Raw genomic sequence first — 23148 nt, 5'->3', positions numbered from 1 at the left:
TGTCACTCTCCGCGCTGAGCCTTGATGATCTCTTCGGAGACGCTCTTCGGCACCTCGGCGTAGGAGTCCATCTGCATGGTGAACATTGCACGGCCCTGGGTCTTGGAACGCAGATCGCCGATGTAGCCGAACATCTCGGACAGCGGGACCTTGGCGTCGATGACCTTGACACCGGTGGCGTCGGACATCTGGGAGATGCTGCCACGACGCTGGTTCAGATCGCCGATGACTTCGCCCATGTACTCTTCCGGGGTACGGACTTCGACGGCCATGATCGGCTCGAGGATGACCGGCTTGGCCTTCGGAGCGGCTTCCTTGAAGCACATGGAGCCTGCGAGCTTGAAGGCCATTTCGGAGGAATCGACCGGGTGCATCTGACCGTCGGTGACGGTGGCCTTGACGCCCACAACCGGGAAGCCGGCGAGAATACCGGATTCCATGGCTTCCTTGACGCCAGCCTCGATGGACGGGATGAATTCCTGGGAGATGTGGCCGCCAGTGACGGCGTTCTCGAACTCGAAGGTCTTGCCGTCGGTGGTCTCGAGCGGCTCGAAGTTCATCAGGACCTTTGCGAACTGGCCGGAACCACCAGTCTGCTTCTTGTGGGTGTAGCCCTGGTCCATAACGGCCTTGCGGATGGTCTCGCGGTAGGCAACCTGCGGCTTGCCCTGGTTGCACTCCACCTTGAACTCACGACGCATACGGTCGACGATGATGTCGAGCTGAAGCTCGCCCATGCCGGAGATCAGGGTCTGGCCGGACTCTTCGTCGGTCTTCACCTGGAAGGTCGGATCCTCTTCGGACAGCTTCGCCAGAGCGATGCCCATCTTCTCCTGATCGGCCTTGGTCTTCGGCTCCACGGCCACCTCGATCACCGGATCCGGGAAGGTCATGGAGTTCAGGGAGATCGGAGCGTCCATGGAGCACAGGGTGTCGCCGGTGGTGACGTTCTTCAGGCCAACGAAGGTGTAGATGTTGCCTGCCGAAGCCTCATCCATCGGGTTTTCCTTATCGGCGTGCATCTGGAAGATCTTGCCGACGCGTTCCTTCTTGCCACGGGTGGAGTCGAGCACGGAATCGCCCTGCTTGACGGAGCCGGAGTAGACACGCACGAACACGAGCTTGCCGTAGAACGGGTGGGTGGAGATCTTGAAGACCAGAGCCGAGAACGGATCGGACTTCAGCGGCTTGCGGTCGATCTCGATGGACTCATCCTGCGGGTCGTAACCCTGGATGGCCGGAACGTCCTCCGGGCTCGGCAGGTAGTCAACCACACCGTCGAGCATCGGCTGAACGCCCTTATCCTTGAACGCGGAACCGCAGAAGACCGGGAAGGCTTCCTTGTTGATGGTCAGCTTGCGGACAGCGGCGCGGATCTCGTCCTTGGTGATCTCCTCGCCACCGAAGAACTTCTCCATCAGGGCGTCGTCGGTTTCGGCGACGGCCTCGATCAGAGCGTTGTGGTATTCCTCGGCCTTGTCCTTCAGATCATCCGGGATCTCGGTGGTGTCGTACTTGGCGCCGAGCTCCTCGGTGCCGTTCCACACGTAGGCCTGCATCTCAACCAGGTCGACAACGCCGGTGAAGTCGTTCTCGGCACCGATCGGCAGCTGCATCACGAGCGGGGTCGCACCCAGCTTGTCCTTGATGGTGTCGACGGAGTAGTAGAAGTTCGCGCCCAGCTTATCCATCTTGTTGATGAAGCAGATACGCGGAACGCCGTACTTATCGGCCTGACGCCACACGGTCTCGGACTGCGGCTCCACACCTTCCTTGCCGTCGAACACGGCAACGGCGCCATCGAGCACGCGCAGGGAACGTTCCACCTCGGCCGTGAAGTCCACGTGGCCAGGGGTATCGATGATGTTGATCTGGAACTTGTCCTTGGTGTCGTGGGACTGGCGGTGCCAGAAGCAGGTGGTAGCGGCGGACTGGATGGTGATACCACGCTCCTGCTCCTGCTCCATGAAGTCCATGGTGGAAGCGCCGTCGTGGGTCTCGCCGATCTTGTAGTTCTTGCCGGTGTAGAACAGAATACGCTCGGTAGTGGTGGTCTTACCGGCATCGATGTGAGCCATGATGCCGATGTTGCGGACGTGATGAAGGTCCGAAAGCACCTCTTCAGCCATTTTTATTCCTTAACTTTCTAAAGGTCCGAGTGATTACCAGCGGTAGTGGGCGAAGGCCTTGTTGGCCTCGGCCATCTTGTGGGTGTCCTCGCGACGCTTCACGGAAGCGCCCAGGCCGTTGGAGGCGTCGAGAATCTCGTTGGCGAGACGCTCGGCCATGGTCTTCTCACGACGAGCGCGGGAGAAGTCGGTCAGCCAGCGCAGGGACAGGGTGTTCGCACGGGCGGGCTTCACCTCGACCGGCACCTGGTAGGTGGCGCCACCGACACGGCGGGAGCGAACCTCGAGGGACGGACGGATGTTGTCGAGGGCGCGCTTCAGCACGGCCACGGGCTCCTGCTCGGTCTTTTCCTTGACCATATCGAGTGCGGAGTACACGATGTCCTCAGCGATCGACTTCTTGCCGTCGAGGAGGATCTTGTTGATGAGCTGTGCCACAACGGTGGAGCCGTAAATCGGATCCGGCAGCAGCTGATGCTTCTTGGAAGGTCCTTTACGTGACATATCTCTTACTTCGCCTTCTTTGCTCCGTACAGGGAACGACCCTGCTTGCGGTCCTTAACGCCCTGGGTATCGAGTGCGCCGCGCACGATGTGGTAACGCACACCCGGCAGATCCTTCACACGGCCGCCGCGCACGAGCACGATGGAGTGCTCCTGCAGGTTGTGGCCCTCACCCGGGATGTAAGCGGTGACTTCGATGCCGGAGGAAAGACGCACACGGGCGACCTTACGCAGAGCGGAGTTCGGCTTCTTCGGGGTGGTGGTGTAGACACGGGTGCACACGCCGCGACGCAGCGGGCTGCCCTTCAGCGCCAAAGTCTTGGACTTCTTCGGCTTCGGCGAACGTCCCTTGCGGACGAGCTGTTCAATAGTAGGCAACTTGAATTCTCCGATTCAGTGGTTCTTCTTACCTGTGAGGCCGCCGCACTGCAGCCACACTCTCCCACTGCACGGGCAAGCGCCCGAATCGGAAAGATAGCCACTGTTCACCGGCCCGATGACCCAATCCTCTCTCGCCGCGGCATTACTGCCCGCGATCCAAACGATTCTCGGGATATCCCAACCAGCCCGCCTGTTACATAAGGCATGCTGTTGGCACACACGAATTACAACTATACGGCAACGTCGGACAAATCCTCCCCCGACGTGTCGCGGCCGACAACGCACCACTCTCTATCGCATCGCCGATCGCGACCGAATTCATCTGCATCTTGCAGGCAGGCTCCGTCGGCGAGCACTTTAACGTGGCCGCAGCCGCATGGCATCCGGTTTTCGCCCCACTGATGTTCGCTCAATGGCGCGAAAGCCGGACGCTATCCCGTAACGGTTCCTCCGGGACTCCCCTACCGCAGCCGAACCTAACCATCGTCCGGAACCAGCTACGCAGGGAATCAACCAGCATCGCATAATCCGCGCGCCACCCGGATATCGCCACGCTGGAGATTCCTCGACGTGACCAGACACGGATGGCGACCGGTTTTGGCATCGCGCGCCACCCGGCAGCGTAGCGAGAACCGGATGTCGCCGCACGGCGGTTTCGGCAGCAACCGCCCACTGCAGCCGAGCAGAATCTCCTTCCGAAAACAGCCCCGCCAGCAGATAACCAGCATGACGACATTCGCATAGCACCCAAATATTGCCACACCGACATGGCGCACTCGGCGACAGACTCAGCGCCGCCTTCGGCACCAACGGTCATCTCAGCCACGCACACTATCGGACCGAGGTACGCCGGCCTGCGCAAGTTTGCGCCACAACGGCGTACGGCGCACGACATCGTCATAGGTGAAGCGCACGATCATTCGTGCTCCAGCCCGACGAAGAGCGGTCTCACGTTCACGCTCCAGGTGGACCGTCGCCTGAATGCTTTTACGATCGGTCATCAGAGGATCGACATACTTACCGGTGCCGTCGAATTCGCCGATGACAATCGAACCGTCCGGAAGCACCCATACGAAATCCGCCCTATAACATCGGCCGGATTCAGGATCGACGAACGGCATCTGCAGCAACGGTCTGTCATAACCGCCTTCGATAATCGTCGCCCGAGCCAGCGATTCCCCGCCATTCTCGCTTGCCCCATCGGCATGGTTCAGCACACGCATCACCTTGGGTAGCTCACCGTTCAGCCCTATGCATCCACTTAGCAGCTCGTCGTATTTCACACCCCGCGCCAATGCGGAATCCGCGACCGGGATCGCGTTGCAGAACTCAAACAGCCTCGCACAATCCAGTACGGTCTGCACCACGCCGGGAACACGTATCCCATGTACCACTTCGACCGGTTGCATATAGCCCACCGGTATGTACAGTCTGCGGATCCCACTTCCCCGGCAAAAATCATTCTGCTTGGCATCCGTTATGGCAAGCGTCCCGTCATGCACCGTCCACTGATGTTCAAGGCCATATGCCGCCGCAGCAGCCGCACCGGTGAACACCCATTGCGGATGATTCATTCCCACGGCCCGGGCCAAGTGCAATGTACGATCCGGAGGCCGAAGATCCTGCCAGTATTCGCGCGGCGCATAATACCCCGGAGCCACGCGGATCAATTCCTCTCCTTCCTGGGCTCTTCGTTGCAGCGCCGCCGCCTCCGACCTCACCGACGAGTGCACGCACCGCCGCTGCGCCGTGGCATCCGATATCAGTTCGCGTATTCGTGTGTGTTTTCTCATGGAATGAACATAACCCAGCACGCTTCGCATGGTGCGACATTCGGAGAAATGTGGATTGACCCCCTCCAAGCACGCGTGTTCCAATAGTTCCACGATTGTGGATAACTCGCCGGAGGAAGGTTCGGCGATACCATACAGCCAACCATGCGGCCAAACCATCGCCCGAATGCTGTCTCGCCAACGGCAGAGCAATACATCAAGATACAGTCAATGTCCGAGGTAGACGTAGAAGTATCCGCCTGAATAGAGCACCAGCCCGCCTTTTCCACGCAGCAAGCCACAGGCGCTACTTGCAGTGGCATCGAGGGGAGTCCCCCTGGAGGATTGCGAAAACTACCGGACCAAGCCATACGGATTCCACTCACGCAAAGCCAAATCCGCAACCCATCCGGAAACAGACCCACTGACGGTAGTCCAACGTGGCAAAACATGGGGCGTAGCCCACAACTGCCATACAGAAGGCTGCTCAGCGCAGCAGGACACGGATCCTATTCCGGGCATGCCTCGCTAATGGGCATCCTGCGAAGCAAGACACGGATCCCAGCCGCGCTTGATATCACGTATTGCACCTCAGCATGGCAAACTACGGAACACAGCCGGATTAGGCATCATATACCATCCCTCAGCGTGGCAAAACCCGGGTACCATTACACAACGGCTGCACCTGGGACCTGCTCCCATGGTCGGACCTGGCCTCCATACGGAAACGGCTACGCTGGCGACATCTCAGCACAGCCAAATGTGGAACCTATTCAGAAATCGCCACGCAGGAGACTGATTGGCGCGGCTTGGCACGAATCACAGCTACCTCCAGACACAGAACACGTTGTTGCCGTACAAGAGATGTGAAACCATGAAACCGAATAAGAGCGAACCGCCATCACCACGCCCATAACCGGCTCGCCCGAAGGCAACATCGGTGTTGCGAATCAACCGCCGCATCGGCGGTCTCCAGCAAGGCCAATCACGAATCTGCAATGAAAATCATGCGGCACATAACGGCACATAACAAAGGGTGGCTCCGGCAATTCCGCTGCCGGAGCCACCCTCCTGCTATCCATCTCATCGTTTCGCTTCCGAGCGTCCGCGCCACCTTGCGCTGCGCTTCGGAACCAATCACCTCGTTTCAGCGGCCCAGCCTCTTTGCTGACTTCTCGCCGCTTGCATGCCTGCTATCTTCAATTATTTCGAAGGCGTTGCGCTTGTACCTCACGGCCATGGCGCTTCGTTGCGATCTGACGAATTCTCGACCAGTCTGCAACTCCGGCCTTCGGTTACAGTATACATCATTCCGAACATACGACACGGCATGCAACAGGTCATAACGTCAATATTTTCAACATATCATGGCAATAATACCAAATGAACAAAAACGAACATTTTATCGTTTTCCATCAACGAAAACGAACAGCCCCTGATCCGTTCTGCGCGGTTCAGGGGCTGTTGCCTGCCTCGTTCGCCGTCAGGCGTTGGCAGGCTTCGTATCGGAAGCACCGTCGGCATGCGCCTTCGCAGCGGATCCTTTCTCTCCGTTATCGGAATCCGGGTGGATCTGATGCTTGTCGTCATGCTCACGCCACCAGCTCGACAGCACGGAACCGGAGATGTTGTGCCACACGCTGAAGAACGTGGACGGAACCGCGGCCAGCGGATTGGACGCGAACGACGTCAGCGCCAGGGTCGCGCCCAAAGCGGAATCCTGCATGCCAACCTCGAAGGTGATGGCCTTCTGCTGCGCATAGCGGAAGCCCTTCGGATACACCTTGTACATGAGCTTGGAGAAACCAAAGCCCAGCGCATAGCCGCACAGGTTATGAAGAATGACCACGGGAATGGCCAGCAGGGAGGAGGCCACGAACAGCTTCGGGCCGTTGGCTGCGACCACCACGCCGATGATGAGCAGGATGGCGACCTGGGAAACGATCGGCAGCGCGACCGTGACCTTCTCGATCTTCTCCTTGAAGATGGCATGGCAGATCACACCAAGGGCGATCGGGAACAGCACCACCTTGACGGCATTGAGGAACAGCGACTGGGCGGGAACCGTCACGTACTGGGACGCGAGCCACTGCATCAGCAGCGGGATCATGAACGGTGCGCACAGCGTGGACAGGATGCCGATGGACACGTCCAGGGCCACGTCGCCACGGCTCAGGTAGCTCATCACATTGGACGAGGTGCCGGACGGGCAGCAGCCGACCAGGATCACACCGACGGCGAGTGCACCGTCAAGATGGAAGATCCAGCACAGCAGCACCGCCACGAGCGGCATGATGACGAAATGCGCGACGGTGCCGACGATCACCATCAGCGGCTGGGTCAGGATGCGCTTGAAATCGTCAAGCGTCAGCGTCAATCCCATGCCGAACAGCACGACGCCCAGGAAGTACCCCGTATAGGACTTCCCCCACAGGCTCGTCTGCGGCACGAAGTAGTTAAAGACGGCCCACACGATCACGATCGCAGTGAACCATTTGGTAAGCCAATCTCCAAAGGCTTTGACTTTCTGCATTTTCCTCTTCTTGTACTCTTCTTGTGTTCTCTTTCCATATGCCGGGCGGACAAAACCGATCACTCCGCCGCCGGCATGACCGCTGTGCCTTTTGGGCATGTTCTTCGGACAGCGCGTCCCACCTTGCCCCAGCAGCGCTTTCCATGTATCGGAGCATTCATATTATGAACGAGAAAAACCCGTCATATATGCCGCATCTGCCCCATAACGCACGCAAGACATATGCACGACGCGTATCCGCAACACGCCGATGCACACGAAGACGAAAAACCGTGTATAGTAATCACTCGTTGTGCGAAACGGTTCGCCGTTCACATGAACATGGTGGATATAGCTCAGTTGGTAGAGCATCTGATTGTGGTTCAGAAGGTCGCGCGTTCGAGCCGCGTTATCCACCCCACGAAACCCTTCCCCTGCGGAAGGGTTTTTTCGTATCCGAACCAATCACAAGCCACGCAGGAAAGAGACACCATGCTGCATTTTGAAAACGACTACTCCCAGGCTGCGCACCCGGCCGTGCTCGATGCGCTCAACGCCATCGGCACCGACTCCTACCCCGGCTATGGCAGCGACGCCATCTGCGACCAGGCCAAGGCCAAGATCCGTGAAGCCTGCGGCAAGCCGGACGCCGATGTCTGGTTCCTTGTCGGCGGCACGCAGACCAACCAGGTGGTCATCGACGCCATCACCCCGCCGTACGCGGGCGTGGTCGCCGTCGAATCCGGGCATCCGAACGTGCATGAGGCCGGTGCCATTGAGTATTCCGGTCACAAGGTGCTCACCATCCCCCACCACAACGGTCTGATGGACGCGAAGGAACTCGACGAGTTCTGCGCGACGTTCTATGCGGACGGCAACTACGAGCACATGGTCTTCCCCGGCTGCGTCTATGTATCGCAGTCGAGCGAATACGGAACCGTATATTCCAAGGAGCGTCTGCAGGCCATCGCCGACGTGGCGCACAAATACGATATGCCGCTGTTCGTGGACGGCGCGCGTCTCGGCTACGCGCTTACCGCGACCGGCTGCGACATGACGTTGCAGGACCTGGCCGACATCGCCGACGTGTTCTACATCGGCGGCACCAAGGTGGGTGCCATGTTCGGCGAGGCGGTGGTGTTCACGAAGCACAACACGCCCAGGCATTTCCTGACCCTGATCAAGCAGCATGGCGCCCTGCTGGCCAAGGGCTTCCTACTGGGCGTGCAGTTCGATGCGCTGTTCACCGACGACCTGTACTTCCGCATCGCCCGCAACGCCAACGAATGCGCGGATCGGATCCGCAAGGCGCTGCGCGAGAAGGGCTATACGCTGACCTTCGACGCACCGACCAATCAGATCTTCGTCACCTTGGACGAGCCGACACGTATGCGGCTCGAAGAGCATGTGCTGCTCGGCTTCACACAGAAGGCGGACGACACGCATACGGTGATGCGCATCTGCACCAGCTGGGCGACCACGAAGGAGCAGACCGATCAGCTCATCGATCTGCTATAGCCTCGCGTTCCATGGCCACGAAGGCCTGCACGCTGGAGCGCACGGAATAGCATTGCGCCGTATGCCGCGCATATCGTTCGCTCCATTCGGCTCGCTCCTCCGGGTGTTCGATCCACCAGTCGATGCGCTTGGCGAGCGCCGCCGCGTCACGCACAGGGAACCTCGATTGCGGGAGCAGCGCGAAATGGCCTGCCGCGGACAGGTCGGATACCGCGATGACCGGCACCAGACCGCACGCCATGCCTTCGATGACGCTGATGGATTCGATGTCCGCTATGGAGCAATGCACCAGCAGATCGCCCGAACAGAGCAGGTCCGGCATGTCGGCGTTGCGATGAAAGCCGATACTTGCCGGGCGTTTGAGCCTGCGACGCGCCTGGATGTCGAGATAATGCCGCAGCGGTCCGGTGCCGGCAATGACCAGCTCGATGTCCTGCGCATGCCTGCTGCGTTCGATCGCCTTGATCAGTGTGATGTGGTCCTTCTCGTGGGTCAGCCTGCCGGACGCGATGATGCGGAACGGCTTGCCGTCACCGGATCGCCGGGACGACGGGGACGGCGTGAACCGCGGCGAATACCCGTTCGAGATCACGTGGAGCTTCGCCCGGTATCCGTTCCTGCGCAGCAAACGCGCGGTCATGTCGGTGGGCACATGGATGTGCCGGATGTCGCGATACAGCCAATAGTGGAACAGACGGTAGATCAGATGGGGCAAGCCGGGGACGTATCGCAATGGCCCGGCGGAATATAGTACGTTCTCCGGCTGCACATGGTAGCCGGCCGTTACCGGGATGCCCATCTGCCTGGCGACTGCGGCGGCTCTGCGCCCGAATGCGAAGGGCATGTAGACATGCACCACATCCACGCCGTTGAAGGCACGGCGGAACAGATCGTCATCGGGCTGCGCGAACTGCATCTGCTGCTTCGCGGCCACCCAGGAAACCAGGGGCACATGGCGGACGCGCGCGGCGTAGACGGGGGCTCCGATGCCAACCAGCCTCACATGGTGGCCTTGCCGTTCCAGTTCATGCGCCCATTGCAGCGCCGAATTCGACGTGCCGTTGCCCTGGTTGCCCACCGAATCGACCACCATTGCGATGGTGAGCTTGCCGCCCTGCGGCTGCTGTTGCTTGTGCATGGCTTCCATGGTACCGCCACGCTCGTGGCCAGCCGCCGCTAGTAGCGCCGCCCGCACTGCTTGCCGCCGACGCCCGGCCTGCCATCCGAGCCCCAGGGCCCACTCCCCTGCTCACGCAGCCAATCGAGATGATGCTTCATGGCCACCAGCATGATATGGGCGTCCTCCAATCCCAGATGCCGCTCGTTCTGGTCGGCGCTCAAGGCCCCTTGCCGTTTGGCATAGGCGTCCAGGGTGTTGTCCCCATACGGATGGCTGTCGCTTGCCACGGAGCCCGGGTCCCATTGCCTGCTCATCGGCATCGTGTCGACGATCACGATGCCGCCGGCACGGTAGGCTTCGGCGTATCCGGCGACGTTCAGCATGAAGAAACCATGTTCGAAGGTGGCGTTGTGTGCCACATACGGCTGCTGGATGAGACGCTGCAGCAGGCCGGCCTGCGCTTCTGGCCACTCGTCGAACATGCGGCATCCGCTGGCCGGACCGCGGTCATGCACGTCGATGCCGGTGAGCTTGGCGATGAACGGATTGCCGATCTCGGCGTTCCGTTCGGTGACGCCGAAACTCAGCCTGGACTGGCCATATGCCTCGCCCGAGGCATACCGGGATTCGGCGTATGCGTAGCCGCCCGGCATTGCGGACGGCCGAGGCGAACGCATGTTCATGTATTCGAAGCCGACGTCGATGATGTAGGTTCTGGCGGGGTCAGTTCCGGTCGTCTCGATGTCGATGCCCATCACCGTGTCGATGTCGCGACCGGGCAGATATGCATTGCGCCAGTCATGCGTGGATTTCCCGGTCGGCTGGCTTGCACCTTCGGCATGTGCCGCCCCGCCGACTCCCGAAAGACTGGCCTGTTCCCTGAGCGCGGATGCGGATGCACGTTGGGCGCGTTCGGCCTTGCGTCGCTCGGCGCGCTCGTTGAGAATGTCCGCCGTACGATCGCGGATATCGTCGACTTCGACACCGGGAGGGAAATGCCCTCCCGGCTCGGGGGCTCCCAGCACCACGGCTGTGCCGCGCCCCTGGCGTTTACGGGACACCGTCCATAGCTTCAGCCGTTCGCCGGCAAGCAGCAGCAGATCGATTTCGTCGTTCAGGCGACGGTTGGCATAAGCAAGCGCGCGCGGCAGCCGGTATGAATCGATATGCCTGTCGAAATCGGTCATGAACGACGTGCTGCATTGGGCGATGATCGGCTCAAGCCTGTCGCGGGTGGCGTAGTCGTCGCGCAACATGTCATGGATGCGTTGCGGGTCAAGCGATTCCGAAGTCTCCTCCGGTGCAAGACACCCGATGCCCCGATCCAGGTCAAGCGAGCCGATCCACTGCCAGTCGATGGTGTTTCCATCCGCATCCTTGGGCATGGCGAGCTGCCATTGCCCAATATCGCCTTTTGCCTCGTTCCGCCAGGTCATGCCGTCTTCCGCCGTCACAGCTTGAAACCGAGCTCCTTGGCGGCCTGTGTGGGGACGGGGTCCTCGCACCAGAAATCCTCAAGGTTCTCATAGGTGGTGAGCGAACGGATCTCGGCCTGGTCGATGTACAGCTCACCGCTCAGATGGTCGGTTTCATGCTGGAAGATGCGGGCCGGCCAACCGTGCATGCGTTCCTTGTGGTGTTCCCCGTTCTCGTCGTCCCATTCGGCATCGATGTCGAGCCAGCGGCGACGGACGGCCTGGTAGCCGTCGAAGCTCAGGCAGCCTTCATAGAAGCTGCGGGTCTCGGTGCCGACCGGCGTGTATACGGGGTTGATGATCACACGGAACGGCAGTTCGCCGATTTCGCGCGGATCGTCCTCGTCGTCACGGATATGGTCCTCAAGCACGGCCAGGGCCAGCCCGAGGCCGATCTGCGTGGCCGCAAGCCCCACGCCGGGAGCCTCCAGCATGGTGGTGTGCATCGTGTCGATGAGTTTGGCCAACGTGTGCTTGGACAGCTGACCGGTGTATGCGGCGGTCTGCTGCCTCAGTACCGGCTCGCCCGCCTGGACGATGGGCAGGATGTGCTCCTTGCCGCCGGTCTTGATGAGCTGCTCGACATCGCGGTTGAGTTCGAGGTCGACTTTGCTGTTCTTGCCGAACATGGGTTTCCTTTCCGCTTCAGGGCCTCACAGGGCGAGTTCGTCGGCGACGACCTTCGCCAGACGAGCGCAGACCTCGTCGGCCTGCTGCTGGGTGGCGGCCTCGGCCATCACGCGCACCAGCGGTTCGGTGCCGGACGGACGCAGCAGCACGCGGCCGGTTTCGCCGAGCATGGCCTCTTCCTTGCGGACAGCCTCAAGCACCACGGGGTTGGTCTTCGATGCGAGCTTGTCGACGTTGGGCACGTTGACCAGGGTCTGCGGCAGCTGCGGGAAGTCGGCTGCAAGCTCCTTGAGGCTCTTGCCGGACTTCACCACCTCGTTGCACAGGGTGAGTGCGGTCAGGGTGCCGTCACCGGTGGTGGCGAACTCGCGGTTGATCACATGCCCGGACTGTTCGCCGCCGAGCGTGTAGCCGCCCTTGAGCATCTCCTCAAGCACGTAGCGGTCGCCCACATTGGTCTGCACGGTGGAGATACCCATGTCCTTCAGCGCCAGCTTCAGGCCGAGGTTGCTCATCACGGTGACGACCAGCGTATCGTGGGCGAGCTTGCCTTCGCGCTTCTTGGAACGAGCCAGAATGCCCATGATCTGATCGCCGTTGACCATGTTGCCGTCCTCGTCCACGGCCAGGCAACGGTCGGCGTCGCCGTCGAAGGCCACGCCCATATCGGCGTCGGAGGCCTTGACCACGGCCTGCAGCTGCTCGGGGTGCGTGGAACCGGCGTTCTTGTTGATGTTGTAGCCGTCGGGGGAAGCGTTGATCACGATGACGTCGGCACCTGCACGGCGCAGGGCCTCGGGGGCGACCACGGAGGTGGCGCCGTTGGCGCAATCGGCCACGACCTTCAGACCTTTCAGCGGCGTGGGCTGGGGCTTGCCGGCCTCGATCGGCGCGACGGCCGAGACCAGATGGTCGATGTACAGGTTGGTGGCGGTCACGGTGTCGTGGCTGACACGGCCCACACCGGCACCGGTGGGACGCTCCCAATCCTGGCCGAGCACGGCCTCGATCTCGTCCTCCTTGCTGTCGGGCAGCTTGAAGCCGCCACGGGCGAAGAACTTGATGCCGTTGTCGGGCATGGGGTTATGGGATGCGGAGATCACCGCGCCCATCTCGACGTTGAGCACGGAGGTGAGGAAGGCCACGCCCGGAGTGGGGATGATACCCGCGTCGATCACGTCGAAGCCGCCGGCGCTCATGCCCGCGGACAGTGCGGAGGCGAGAAAATCGCCGGAGACTCGGGTATCCCTGCCGACCAGCGCGCGGCGACGCCCTTCCGGCTGCCCGTCCTTGGCATTGCTGTCCCCCAGTACGCGTACGGCGGCATCGCCGAGGTCCAATGCCAGCTGCGCGGTCAGATCCCTATTCGCCAATCCTCGAACGCCATCGGTTCCAAACATGTTCGGCATGAGTATTCAGTCCTTGCTATCTGAAATTGTCTTTCCGCGCACCATCGTACTCAACGGGGTTCACCGCCTTGCCGTCAAAGCCGCATTTCCGGTCCATTTTCACATTCACCATGCGGACGCCCTGAGACGAAACGCCCGGCGCTCAGCGCATCGCACATACCTTTGTGCAACCCGCGCGCGAATAGCACCGATGCCCTACGGCGCAAAACCTGTATCCATGTAGCGAATTCGACGGAGATTTATATGCACAAATAGGGGTCATATGTCTATCTTGTAAGCACGAACGCAGAGTACGTTCGCACCAATGAAAAGGAAGTTGCGATGTCAGACATGCATTCCAACACCACTATCGACGCCGGCTGCCGCTGCAGCGCCGAAGAAGCCGCAAACCCGGCGGACAGCGTGGAGATCAACCCCATCTTCGCGCGGCCGAAGGAGGCCAAGGCGTTCCCGAAGAACCGCATCCCACAAACCGGCAGCCTGCCGGAAACCGCCTATCAGGTGGTTCATGACGACGCCATGCTCGACGGCAACGCCCGCCTGAACCTCGCCACCTTCGTCGGCACATGGATGGACGACTACGCCAATCGCCTCTACATGGAGGCGGCCGACAAGAACATGATCGACAAGGACGAGTACCCGAAGACCGCGGAGATCGAGACCCGTTGCTGGCATATGCTGTCCGACCTGTGGAACGACCCGGACACGGACCACGCCATCGGCACCTCCACCATCGGCTCGTCGGAGGCCTGCATGCTCGGCGGGCTGGCGCTTAAGCGCCGTTGGGTCAAGGCACGCAAGGCCGCAGGCCTGCCCACCGACAAGCCGAATCTGGTCATGAGCAGCGCGGTGCAGGTGTGCTGGGAGAAGTTCTGCAACTACTTCGACGTCGAGCCGCGCTTCGTGCCGATCAGCGAGGAGCACAAGGTGATGGATGGCCACGATCTGGACAAGTACGTCGATGAGAACACCATCGGCGTGGTCGCCATCATGGGCGTGACGTACACGGGCATGTATGAGCCGGTGCAGCGGATCTCCGAGGCGCTCGACCGCATCCAAGAGAGGACCGGACTGGATGTCCACATCCATGTCGACGCAGCGTCGGGCGGCATGATCGCGCCGTTCATCCAGCCCGATCTCGCATGGGACTTCCGCGTCAAGCGCGTGGTGTCCATCAGCACCTCCGGCCACAAGTACGGACTGGTCTACCCCGGTCTCGGCTGGGTCGTATGGCGTTCCACCGCCGATCTGCCGGACAGCCTGGTGTTCAAGGTCAGCTACCTTGGCGGCGAGATGCCGACCTTCGCGCTGAACTTCTCCCGCCCGGGCGCCCAAGTGCTGCTGCAGTACTACATGTTCCTCCGCCTCGGATTCGAGGGGTACCGCCGTGTGCAGCAGGCGTCGCACGACGTGGCGAAGTACCTGTCGTCGCAGATCGGCGCGATGGACGACTTCACGCTGTGGAACGACGGTTCCGACATCCCCGTCTTCGCATGGATGCTCAAGGACAAGCCGGGACGCAAGTGGAACCTGTACGACTTGCAGGACCGTCTGCGCATGAAGGGCTGGCTGGTGCCCGCCTACCCGATGCCCGTCGACCTGACCGACGTGACCGTGCAGCGCATCGTGGTGCGCAACGGATTCAGCCATGATCTGGCCGAGTCGTTCCTCAAGGACCTCAAGGCATGCGTGAAGTACCTTGACGGCCTGCAGGCCCCGATGCCGTCCGAGGCAAGGGCCTCCGTCTTCCATCACTGAACCGGATCGAACCGGCAAGGCGCCCCGGAGGGGTTCGACGCGACTCTTCTCTCTCTACTAGCGGCAACCCCTCCGGGGCGTCTTTTTTCCATATCATAATTAGACAATTGATTTAGTTTTAACTATCACATGCATCAATCATTCTTCCCTAAGACCACATCATTCATGAAAGCTGGCTGCAATGAGCATTCATATCAAGAAGCCATGTGCCATCGTTGCGCACAATACCGGTGCGGCGGCGCCCCTGGAATCTGGGGTCAATCGGACCGGGACGCCTCCGTCCTCGACTTCCGGCACCGCCAGTGCGCACTCGTCTGCCCCGGCACGGACCGGGACGCGTAGCACCGGCAAGGCGCTCATGTCGGTCGGCCAGCTGGCGATCCTGACCGTCGTGGCGGTCGCCTCGCTGCGTTCGCTTCCCGCCATGGCGGATTACGGGCTGGCCTCGGTGCTGCTGTATCTCATTCCCGCAGTGTTCTTCCTCATCCCCACGGCCCTGGTCTCCGCCGAACTCGCCACCGGTTGGAAAGGCGGCGTGTACGTCTGGGTGCGCGAGGCCTTCGGCAACCGCGCCGGATTCGTGGCCATCTGGCTGCAGTGGATCCAGAACGTCGTCTGGTACCCGATCCAGATCTCCTTCATCGCGGTGAGCCTGTCGTACGTGTTCGGCTCGGGTTCGCTCGGCAACAACGGCGTATACGTGGCCGTGGTGATCATCGTGCTGTATTGGATCTCCACGCTGGTCGCCCTACGTGGCGGCAACCTGTTCGCCAAGGTCGGCTCCGTCTCCGGGCTCATCGGCACGCTCTTCCCCGCCGCGCTGCTCATCGTGCTGGGAGTCGTCTGGCTGTGCACCGGCGAACCGATGCACACCTCGCTGCGCGTCTCCGCGCTGCTTCCGCCATGGACGGGCATCGCCTCCATCGTGCTGATCGTATCGAATGTGCTCGCCTATGCGGGCATGGAGGTCAACGCCGTGCATGCCAACGACATGAAGGACCCCGGGCGTGAATTCCCCCGCGCCACGGTGCTGTCCACCGTGCTGATCCTGCTGGTGCTCGTGCTGCCGACCTTGGCCATCGCCTTCGCCGTGCCGCATAGGGAGCTTGGTCTGATCGACGGCATCAATCTGGCATTCAAAGAGTTCTTCGACCACTTCGGCATGAGCTGGGGCGTGCCGGTCATCTCCCTGCTCATCGCGCTGGGAGCGTTCTCCTCGGTCATCACCTGGATCGCCGGACCGTCGCGCGGCCTGCTATCCGCCGCGCGGACCGGTCTGATGCCCCCGGCGTTGCAGAAGCGCAATGCCGCCGGCGTGCAGGAGGGCATCTTGCTGGCGCAGGGCGTCATCGTCACCGTGCTCGCATTGCTGTTCGTGCTGATCCCGAACGGCAACACCGCATTCGCCACACTGGTCGATATGGCCACCGCCCTGTACCTGATCATGTACATGATGATGTTCGCCGCGGCGATCCGCCTGCGCATCCGCCACCCGGAGGTCGTGCGCACCTACCGCGTCCCGGCGCTGAACTGGATCGCGGGCGTGGGATTCGTGGCCGCCGCCGCGGCATTCGTGCTCACCTTCGTGCGCCCGGCCGGATTCACCGGCATGTCGTCGCTCGGCTATGCGCTGCTGGTCGCGGTGGTCGTGGTGGTTCTGGGTGTTCCCCCGCTGATCATGTACGCGCTGCGTCGCGCCGATTGGGACCTGAGAACCGACCAGGAGAAGCGCGATTCCACCAGCATCCTCGTCAATCCAACGAAATGAGGCGGCCCATGACCATAGCCCTGCGCCCGTAACGCACCGGCATTGTTTCCCCTAGTACGCGTGAGGGCGTGCGCCGGATTCCCCGACGCACGCCCTCACGTGCATGTCTGCCGCGGCGAAAGCCACAACGTCTCACACGGCCATGCCTATCAGCAGCATCAGCGGGTACAGCGCATAGAACACCCACTTGGTCCATGCATGCTTGTAGCCCAGCTCGTCACGGCGGTAGTGCAGGAACGCGACGCCGACGGCCGGTGCGATGAACGACACCGCGCCCATCAGGCCGGCCGTGATCATCATGGTGTTCTCACGCTTGTTCATCAGATAGAAAATCAGGACGAACGCCAGGGTGATTGTACCGACGTTCATAACGCCCTGTCTCAGGCCGATGTGCAGCATCAGGTTCCACAGCAGGCCAATGATCGCCAGCACGACCATGAGGACATACTGCATCGCGCCCTCGTAGCGGCGCTTGATCCAGTCGAACGCGGCGATCACGATCAGCGCGATCAACAGACCGAACACCGGGTTCTGCGAATTCAGGTCGACGTACTTGCCGGACGTCACCTTGTCGTAAGGCACCTCGCACACGATGGCGAGCACCAGCAGCTGCAGCAGATACATCCAGCGGCTATGCGTATGGCGATACCCGTCGAACAGCAGCCAGGCGTAGATCGGGATGGCGCACCACGAGACGATCTCGCAGATCATGGCGACGCTCAGCGCCGTCATGTCCTTGGTGATGTCGCCGCCGAACATCGCGGGCACCAGCGTGACGCTCGCCACGGACAGGAACATGAAGATGGCGCCGATCACTTTGAGGTTGAACACCGTCCACCCGCGACGCCTCGGTTTGCGACGCCCGATGAGCTCGCTGCTGTCGGTTTTCGTATCCTGCTGTTTCATATGTTCCTCTCGTTCATGGCCTTGCCGGCCGACCTATTATGCCGTGACAGCGCGACCCAGCGGCACGTGCTCAACGACGCCTCAGAACGAATTCCAGCATCGCGTCGTAGTCGGCGCCACGGCATGACAAGAGCGCGTCATCGCAGGTCAGGGTGTCGCCGGACGGCGAGATCTCCGTATTGAAGTAGATACCGCCGATACCGACCGATTTCGCACCGCCGATATCGTTGACGGAATCATTGCCCACCATCACCACCTGATCGGCGGTCAGACCCTCGCGCCGCAAGGCATGCTCGAACAGTGCCGCCCCGGGCTTGCGAACGCTTTCCTCGCTGGAGATCAGGATGTCGTCCAAGGCCTTGTCCAAGCCGAGCAACGCCAGTTCGGGGCGCGTGAAGCACGACTGGGCGTTGCTGACCAGAACGGCGCGCACCCCCTCACGCTTCAGCGTGTCCAGCATGACCATCACCCCCGGATACAGGCGGAACAGGCTCGTCGAGGCGCGACGGAACACGCGGCCCATGTCCCGGGCGAGATTCTCGTCCGCGGCCACACCGCGATCGGCCAACATCCGCTGGTAGACGGGAATGTAGTCGGGCTCATACCATTGATCCGACCCGTGGCCTTCCAGAACCCGTGCAAGGCCTTCGTTGAATGCCCTTTTCACGCCATCGGCGTCCGCATACTCGGCACCGGCGTCTCGCAGCGCCTCGTACAGGGCGTTCCATGCCCTGGGGGATTCCTCATCGGTGCGGATGTCGATCAACGTGCCGTACAGGTCGAAGAACACCGCCTCATATCGTTTGGCCATCATGGACCTCCCTTGTCCAAATCGACAACGACCGCGCAGCCAGATGGAATCCGGCATCGTCCAGCGCACATGCGCCTGCACCGGCCTGCCGCACGTTCTTGGTCTCGGATTGCGTGTCCGACGCGGCAACCGCATAGCGATCGCTGGTGGAATCCAGCGTACAACGCCATATGGGCGCGGCATCCCCGAATCGCCCGGCATCGCACCGAGCAACGGCCTGATTCATCACGGTCAACGGCATGGTGCGTTCACGTACATCCGGATTGATGAGTACCGCGTGCTTTCCGACCAGGAAGGCGATCATGGAGCTTTCCGTCGGAACGACGATGCGCTCGGCGTCGAACCATGCCTTATCGCCGGTACGCAGCGCGATGAGATCGGCATAGAAACGCACCAGACCACGCATATCCGAGGCACGGTGCCAGTCGAGCTCGTTGATCCTGCTGCCGGATTCGAAGGAGTTGTCGTTGCCATGCTTGGTACGCGCGAACTCCTCACCGGCAAGCATGAAGGGCAGGCCGGCCGAGACGCCAATGATGCCGGCGGCCAGCAGATTGGCGTTCAGTACCTCCTTCGCCGCGGCGGCGCCGTCGAGCACATCGTCATACATGGCGTTGCTGGCAAGATGATCCGTGCCGTTGCCGCGCATGCTGATGCTCAGCTTGTCCCACAGCGTCAGATCGTCGTGCGCGGAGACGTACTGGATGATCTGCCCGGCATTCCCCTCGCTCACGCGTGCGGTGCGATGGGCGTTCACGGCGTCGAGCACGGCCTGACGGTTCTGCTGCGCGGCACCGTTCACATAGCCCGGCTGGTCACGGTAGAACACATGGCCCTTGATCGCGTCGCGCGTGGTGTCGCAGAAATGCCCGATACGCGACTCGAGCAGCAGCAGCGCACGCTTGTCGGCCAGAATCGTACCCGGCAGCGGGGCGCTCTCCCCCGCGGCCCACGGCTCGCCGTACATCAGAATCGAGCGGCCGCCCGGCAAGGCGTCAAGCGAGGCGCGGATCGCACGCATGGTCTCGACATCGATCAGACCCATCAGATCGAAGCGGAACCCGTCAAGATGGTATTCGCTCGCCCAGTACGTGACCGATTCGACCATGAACCTGCGGAACATCTCATGCTCGGTGGCCATGTCGCATCCGCAGCCGGAGCCGTTCGCGAACGCGCCGTCGTCCGTGCGACGGCAGAAGTACCCGGGCACCACGCGTTCGAACCAGTTGTCCGTGGTGTACATGTGGTTGTACACCACGTCCATCACCACCTTGATGCCGGCCGCGTGGAGCGCCTGGATCATGGCCTTGCACTCGCGGATGCGCACTTCGCCGTCATACGGATCGGTGGCGTAGGAGCCTTCGGGGACGTTGTAGTTGACCGGATCGTAGCCCCAGTTGTAGCCTCCCGACCGCGTCTCGTCGACGGAACCGTAATCGTAGAACGGCAGCAGCTGCACCACGGTGATGCCGAGCCGCTTCAGGTATTCGACGCAGGTGGGGAACGCGCCTTCGCCGTCGAGCGTGGTGCCGGAATCGGTGAAGGCGAGATACTTGCCGCGATGCTCCGCGGGGACGCCGCTGGACGGGTCATTGCTGAAATCGCCGATATGCGTCTCCCAGATCACGTCCGAATCGATCGGGGTCCCGGGCCGCTTGTCCGCATCCCAGCCGTCAGGATCGGTACGCGACAGATCGACCACCATGCTGCGCCGACCGTTCGCGCCGGCGGCACGTGCCCAGGGATCGGCGCTGCGCGTCACGCTGCCGTCCTCGAACTCGATGAGATAGTCGTAATAGACGCCATGCGTCGCGCCGGGAACATCGATTGTCCACGATCCGTCCGTTTCGGGATGCATCCGGTACTCCCCCAGCGCGCGGCTGCCGGGTTCGCCGTCCGTGCCATGCGCGAACAGGCGAAGCGTCACCTGGCTGGCGGTTGGTGCCCAGAGCGCAAATTGGGCGCCATCGTCGGAAACGGTGGCGCCCAATCGACGCTCCAAACACAACGGATAAGGCTCTGCTGTGTTAGTGAGCGACATGAATGCTATCCCTTCACGGAACCGGACATCGATTCCTGGTAGAAGCGCTGCATCACGATGAACATGATGGCGATCGGGATGGAGATCACCACTGCAGCGGCGGCGAAGCGTGCGTAGAAGTTCTGCACGTATTCCTTCTGCAGCATGAGCCACAGACCCAGGGAGACGGTGTAGTTCGACTGCGTACGGCAGATGACCTTGGCCATGACGAAGTCGAGCCACGGGATCAGGAAGCCGGTGATGGCCTGGTAGACGATCATGGGCTTGCAGATCGGGATGATGATCTTGTAGAACACCTGGAAGCGGGTGCAGCCGTCGAGCAGGGCGGCCTCGTCAAGCGAGGTCGGGATGGTGTCCATGAAGCCCTTCATCACGTAGAAGCCTGCACCGGTGCCTGCGGAGTAGACGAGGATCAGTGCGATGATCGTCACGTTGCCGCTGGTGAGGTTCATGGCCTTCAGGATGAAGTAGATGGCGGTGACAGCCATGATGCCCGGGAACATGCCCAGAATGAGGACGATGTTCATGAAGGTACGACGGGTGCGGAAGCGCATACGGCTCATGCAGTATGCCACGGACAGCACGAACACCACGGAGATCAGGCAGGTGAAGCATGCCACGATGAAGGTGGTCGAGAACATCTTCGGGAAGTTGAGCACGGAGGTGTCCGTGAACAGCTTGCGGTAGTTGTCGAACGTGTACTCCGTCGGGAAGAAGGTCTTCGGGTACGGCTTGGTGTTCTTGTTGAAGCTTTCCAGGAACACCCATACGATCGGAATCAGCCAGATGATGGCGAGGACGGAAAGCAGTACATAGGACAGTACATCGCCGAGGATACGGCGCTTCTTCTGGTCGTGCATCAGGCCACGACGCTCGGGATCTGCCACAGCGTGCTTGGAACTCATCGGAATGCCTCCTCATTCTTGTAGGAGCCGGAGTTACGGTAGGTGACCAGGGAGACCACGGCCAACACGACGAAGGTCATGATGCCGATCACTGCACCGAGGTTGTAATCCGACTTGTCAACGGTAAGCTTGTACAGCCAGGTGATCAACAGATCGGTCTTGCCAGCGGAGGCGCCGACCGGGGTCGGGTTGCCGCCCGTGAGCAGGTAGATCACGTTGAAGTTGTTCACGTTGCCGGTGAAGGTGGTGATCAGGTACGGGGTGAGCACGAAGATGATGTACGGCATGGTGATCTTGGTGAAGATCTGCCACCAGTTCGCGCCGTCGATCTTCGCGGCCTCGTACTGATCGACCGGGATGTTCTGCAGAATTCCGGTGACCTGCATGATGGTGTACGGGATGCCGACCCACAGGTTCACGATGATCACGGTGACGCGTGCCCAGGTGGCGTTGCTCAGGAACGGCAGCGGGCTGTCGATCCAGCCCCACTGCATGAGCAGCTGGTTGACGGCACCGTTCGGCTGGAGCATGGAACGCATGACCAGCAGGGACACGAACTGCGGCACGGCGATGGACATGGAGAAGATGCTGCGCCAGAAGTTCTTGAACCTGGTGGTCTTGCGGTTGATGACCATGGCCAGGAACAGGCCGAGGAAGAAGTTCAGGAAGGTGGCGAAGAACGCCCAGACCAGCGTCCAGACCAGCACCTGCATGAACATGGAGGCGCTGACCGTGTTGCTCACGTCGCTGGAGAACAGCTGCTTGAAGTTCTCAAGGCCGACCCAGTGGAAGAGCACGAGATTGCGGTGGTCGTAGCTGGTGAACGCCATGGAGATCATGAAGATCAGCGGCAGCACCGTGAAGACCAGGATGCCGAGAGTCGGCAGGAACATCAGCAGCTGATGCGCCTTGGCGTCGAACAGGGTCTTCCAGTCATCCATGAAGGTCGGCGCGCTGCCGTTCTCCTTGGCCAGGCATTCCGCCTTGTACGCGGTCTTGATGGACATGCGCCACAGGTAGCAGAACAGCAGGATCACGACGATGGTGCACACGCCGTACAGCAGGATGACCACGGAACGGTCGCCTTCGGTGTAGACCCAGTAGCCGTCGACGAGCACCTTGCCCTGCTTCTGGGTGCCCAGCGTCGGCAGCTTGGACAGGTAGTTGATACCGTTGGTGAACAGGAACACGAAGAACGCGATCTCGGCAACCAGGAACGCAATGCCTTTGACGTACTGCTTGCGCACGATGTTGCCCAGACCGAAAATAACGGCGGACAGTTTGGTGAAGATATCGCCCTCAGTGAGCGCGGCCTTCACCGTGTAGGGCGACGGCGGAACATAATCCGCGCCCATTTTGCGGCGGCGCTTCATCTCTCTGGGGGAAAGAGTCGCTGCTGTCATTCAAATCGCCTCTCTCAATGTACGAATATGTTGTGGGGGAAGTCCCCTATCCATGGCAACGATGCCATGGATGGTCATTACTAAGCCCGTCACCGCAGGATACATAC

At 61.1% G+C, this 23148-nt stretch carries 17 protein-coding genes and 1 tRNA gene; 4 read left to right on the top strand and 14 right to left on the bottom strand.

From position 1 onward, the window contains the following. Positions 1-2 precede the first annotated feature (2 nt). From fusA to G1C98_RS02605, 5 genes are all read right to left on the bottom strand, one after another. Positions 3-2129: an elongation factor G gene (gene fusA / locus G1C98_RS02625; RefSeq protein WP_169078940.1), complete on the bottom strand. Its 2127-nt coding sequence runs from the start codon at positions 2127-2129 to the stop codon at positions 3-5. 33 nt (positions 2130-2162) lie between these two features. Next, positions 2163-2633, bottom strand: coding sequence for a 30S ribosomal protein S7 (rpsG, locus tag G1C98_RS02620; RefSeq protein WP_003825775.1), 471 nt, complete (start codon positions 2631-2633; stop codon positions 2163-2165). A 5-nt stretch (positions 2634-2638) separates the two neighbouring features. Next, positions 2639-3010, bottom strand: a complete 372-nt coding sequence (gene rpsL, locus G1C98_RS02615; RefSeq protein WP_003825774.1) for a 30S ribosomal protein S12 — start codon at positions 3008-3010, stop codon at positions 2639-2641. A gap of 821 nt (positions 3011-3831) precedes the next feature. Then, positions 3832-4965 carry a hypothetical protein gene (locus tag G1C98_RS02610; RefSeq protein ID WP_240944885.1) on the bottom strand — a complete coding sequence of 378 codons (1134 nt, stop codon included), beginning with the start codon at positions 4963-4965 and terminating at the stop codon, positions 3832-3834. 1303 nt (positions 4966-6268) lie between these two features. Continuing rightward, positions 6269-7318: a bile acid:sodium symporter family protein gene (locus G1C98_RS02605; RefSeq protein ID WP_169078938.1), complete on the bottom strand. Its 1050-nt coding sequence runs from the start codon at positions 7316-7318 to the stop codon at positions 6269-6271. 324 nt (positions 7319-7642) lie between these two features. Between G1C98_RS02605 and G1C98_RS02600 the strand changes: the two genes are divergently transcribed. Both G1C98_RS02600 and G1C98_RS02595 read left to right on the top strand, forming a co-directional pair. After that, positions 7643-7718: transfer RNA gene (locus tag G1C98_RS02600), tRNA-His, on the top strand. A 71-nt stretch (positions 7719-7789) separates the two neighbouring features. Beyond that, complete coding sequence (locus tag G1C98_RS02595) at positions 7790-8815, top strand: threonine aldolase family protein (RefSeq protein WP_169078936.1); 1026 nt, start codon at positions 7790-7792, stop codon at positions 8813-8815. Here the strand turns inward: G1C98_RS02595 and G1C98_RS02590 are convergent. Genes G1C98_RS02590 through glmM form a run of 4 tightly spaced genes read right to left on the bottom strand, consistent with a single transcriptional unit; the run spans position 8799 to position 13449 of the window. Continuing rightward, entirely contained in the window at positions 8799-9953 is a 1155-nt protein-coding gene (locus G1C98_RS02590; protein ID WP_169078934.1) for a glycosyltransferase, read from the bottom strand. The genes G1C98_RS02595 and G1C98_RS02590 overlap by 17 nt on opposite strands. A gap of 38 nt (positions 9954-9991) precedes the next feature. Next, a complete protein-coding gene (locus tag G1C98_RS02585) occupies positions 9992-11371 on the bottom strand; it encodes a PolC-type DNA polymerase III domain-containing protein (protein ID WP_169079184.1) in 1380 nt (459 codons plus the stop codon). A gap of 14 nt (positions 11372-11385) precedes the next feature. Further along, positions 11386-12039, bottom strand: coding sequence for a peptide deformylase (locus G1C98_RS02580; RefSeq protein WP_169078932.1), 654 nt, complete (start codon positions 12037-12039; stop codon positions 11386-11388). Positions 12040-12063: 24 nt separating this feature from the next. Continuing rightward, a complete protein-coding gene (glmM, locus tag G1C98_RS02575; protein WP_169078930.1) occupies positions 12064-13449 on the bottom strand; it encodes a phosphoglucosamine mutase in 1386 nt (461 codons plus the stop codon). A gap of 321 nt (positions 13450-13770) precedes the next feature. Here glmM and G1C98_RS02570 point away from each other — a divergent pair, with 321 nt between their 5' ends. After that, the gene (locus G1C98_RS02570; protein WP_169078928.1) at positions 13771-15207 is read left to right on the top strand and encodes a glutamate decarboxylase; all 1437 of its coding nucleotides are present in this window, start codon (positions 13771-13773) and stop codon (positions 15205-15207) included. 358 nt (positions 15208-15565) lie between these two features. After that, entirely contained in the window at positions 15566-16975 is a 1410-nt protein-coding gene (locus G1C98_RS02565) for a glutamate/gamma-aminobutyrate antiporter GadC (RefSeq protein ID WP_169078926.1), read from the top strand. 132 nt (positions 16976-17107) lie between these two features. Here G1C98_RS02565 and G1C98_RS02560 read toward each other — a convergent pair whose 3' ends face one another. The 5 genes from G1C98_RS02560 to G1C98_RS02540 all read right to left on the bottom strand — a co-directional run bounded on the left by G1C98_RS02560 (position 17108) and on the right by G1C98_RS02540 (position 23011). Then, positions 17108-17881: a TraX family protein gene (locus G1C98_RS02560; RefSeq protein WP_169078924.1), complete on the bottom strand. Its 774-nt coding sequence runs from the start codon at positions 17879-17881 to the stop codon at positions 17108-17110. 70 nt (positions 17882-17951) lie between these two features. After that, positions 17952-18695 carry an HAD family hydrolase gene (locus tag G1C98_RS02555; RefSeq protein WP_169078922.1) on the bottom strand — a complete coding sequence of 248 codons (744 nt, stop codon included), beginning with the start codon at positions 18693-18695 and terminating at the stop codon, positions 17952-17954. Further along, positions 18676-20733 (bottom strand): type I pullulanase, encoded by a 2058-nt coding sequence (pulA, locus tag G1C98_RS02550; protein WP_169078920.1) that lies wholly within the window; start codon positions 20731-20733, stop codon positions 18676-18678. Before pulA ends, G1C98_RS02555 begins: the two co-directional genes overlap by 20 nt. A gap of 5 nt (positions 20734-20738) precedes the next feature. Further along, the gene (locus tag G1C98_RS02545) at positions 20739-21638 is read right to left on the bottom strand and encodes a sugar ABC transporter permease (protein ID WP_169078918.1); all 900 of its coding nucleotides are present in this window, start codon (positions 21636-21638) and stop codon (positions 20739-20741) included. Further along, complete coding sequence (locus G1C98_RS02540) at positions 21635-23011, bottom strand: carbohydrate ABC transporter permease (RefSeq protein ID WP_169079182.1); 1377 nt, start codon at positions 23009-23011, stop codon at positions 21635-21637. Before G1C98_RS02540 ends, G1C98_RS02545 begins: the two co-directional genes overlap by 4 nt. Between the last annotated feature and the right edge of the window lie 137 nt (positions 23012-23148).

This window comes from Bifidobacterium erythrocebi (genome assembly GCF_012932675.1).
In the GTDB taxonomy this organism is placed as follows: Bacteria; Actinomycetota; Actinomycetes; order Actinomycetales; family Bifidobacteriaceae; genus Bifidobacterium; species Bifidobacterium erythrocebi.
This window is presented reverse-complemented; position numbering and strand designations above follow the sequence as displayed.

Coding starts and splice junctions, on each gene's coding strand:
- G1C98_RS02610 (WP_240944885.1), bottom strand. CDS start 4,965: ATGGTTTGGCCGCATGGTTGGCTGTATGGTATCGCCGAACCTTCCTCC.
- pulA (WP_169078920.1), bottom strand. CDS start 20,733: ATGTCGCTCACTAACACAGCAGAGCCTTATCCGTTGTGTTTGGAGCGT.
- G1C98_RS02560 (WP_169078924.1), bottom strand. CDS start 17,881: ATGAAACAGCAGGATACGAAAACCGACAGCAGCGAGCTCATCGGGCGT.
- G1C98_RS02605 (WP_169078938.1), bottom strand. CDS start 7,318: ATGCAGAAAGTCAAAGCCTTTGGAGATTGGCTTACCAAATGGTTCACT.
- fusA (WP_169078940.1), bottom strand. CDS start 2,129: ATGGCTGAAGAGGTGCTTTCGGACCTTCATCACGTCCGCAACATCGGC.
- G1C98_RS02570 (WP_169078928.1), top strand. CDS start 13,771: ATGTCAGACATGCATTCCAACACCACTATCGACGCCGGCTGCCGCTGC.
- G1C98_RS02565 (WP_169078926.1), top strand. CDS start 15,566: ATGTCGGTCGGCCAGCTGGCGATCCTGACCGTCGTGGCGGTCGCCTCG.
- G1C98_RS02540 (WP_169079182.1), bottom strand. CDS start 23,011: ATGAAGCGCCGCCGCAAAATGGGCGCGGATTATGTTCCGCCGTCGCCC.
- rpsG (WP_003825775.1), bottom strand. CDS start 2,633: ATGTCACGTAAAGGACCTTCCAAGAAGCATCAGCTGCTGCCGGATCCG.
- G1C98_RS02555 (WP_169078922.1), bottom strand. CDS start 18,695: ATGATGGCCAAACGATATGAGGCGGTGTTCTTCGACCTGTACGGCACG.
- G1C98_RS02595 (WP_169078936.1), top strand. CDS start 7,790: ATGCTGCATTTTGAAAACGACTACTCCCAGGCTGCGCACCCGGCCGTG.
- G1C98_RS02580 (WP_169078932.1), bottom strand. CDS start 12,039: ATGTTCGGCAAGAACAGCAAAGTCGACCTCGAACTCAACCGCGATGTC.
- G1C98_RS02545 (WP_169078918.1), bottom strand. CDS start 21,638: ATGAGTTCCAAGCACGCTGTGGCAGATCCCGAGCGTCGTGGCCTGATG.
- G1C98_RS02590 (WP_169078934.1), bottom strand. CDS start 9,953: ATGCACAAGCAACAGCAGCCGCAGGGCGGCAAGCTCACCATCGCAATG.
- glmM (WP_169078930.1), bottom strand. CDS start 13,449: ATGCCGAACATGTTTGGAACCGATGGCGTTCGAGGATTGGCGAATAGG.
- G1C98_RS02585 (WP_169079184.1), bottom strand. CDS start 11,371: ATGACCTGGCGGAACGAGGCAAAAGGCGATATTGGGCAATGGCAGCTC.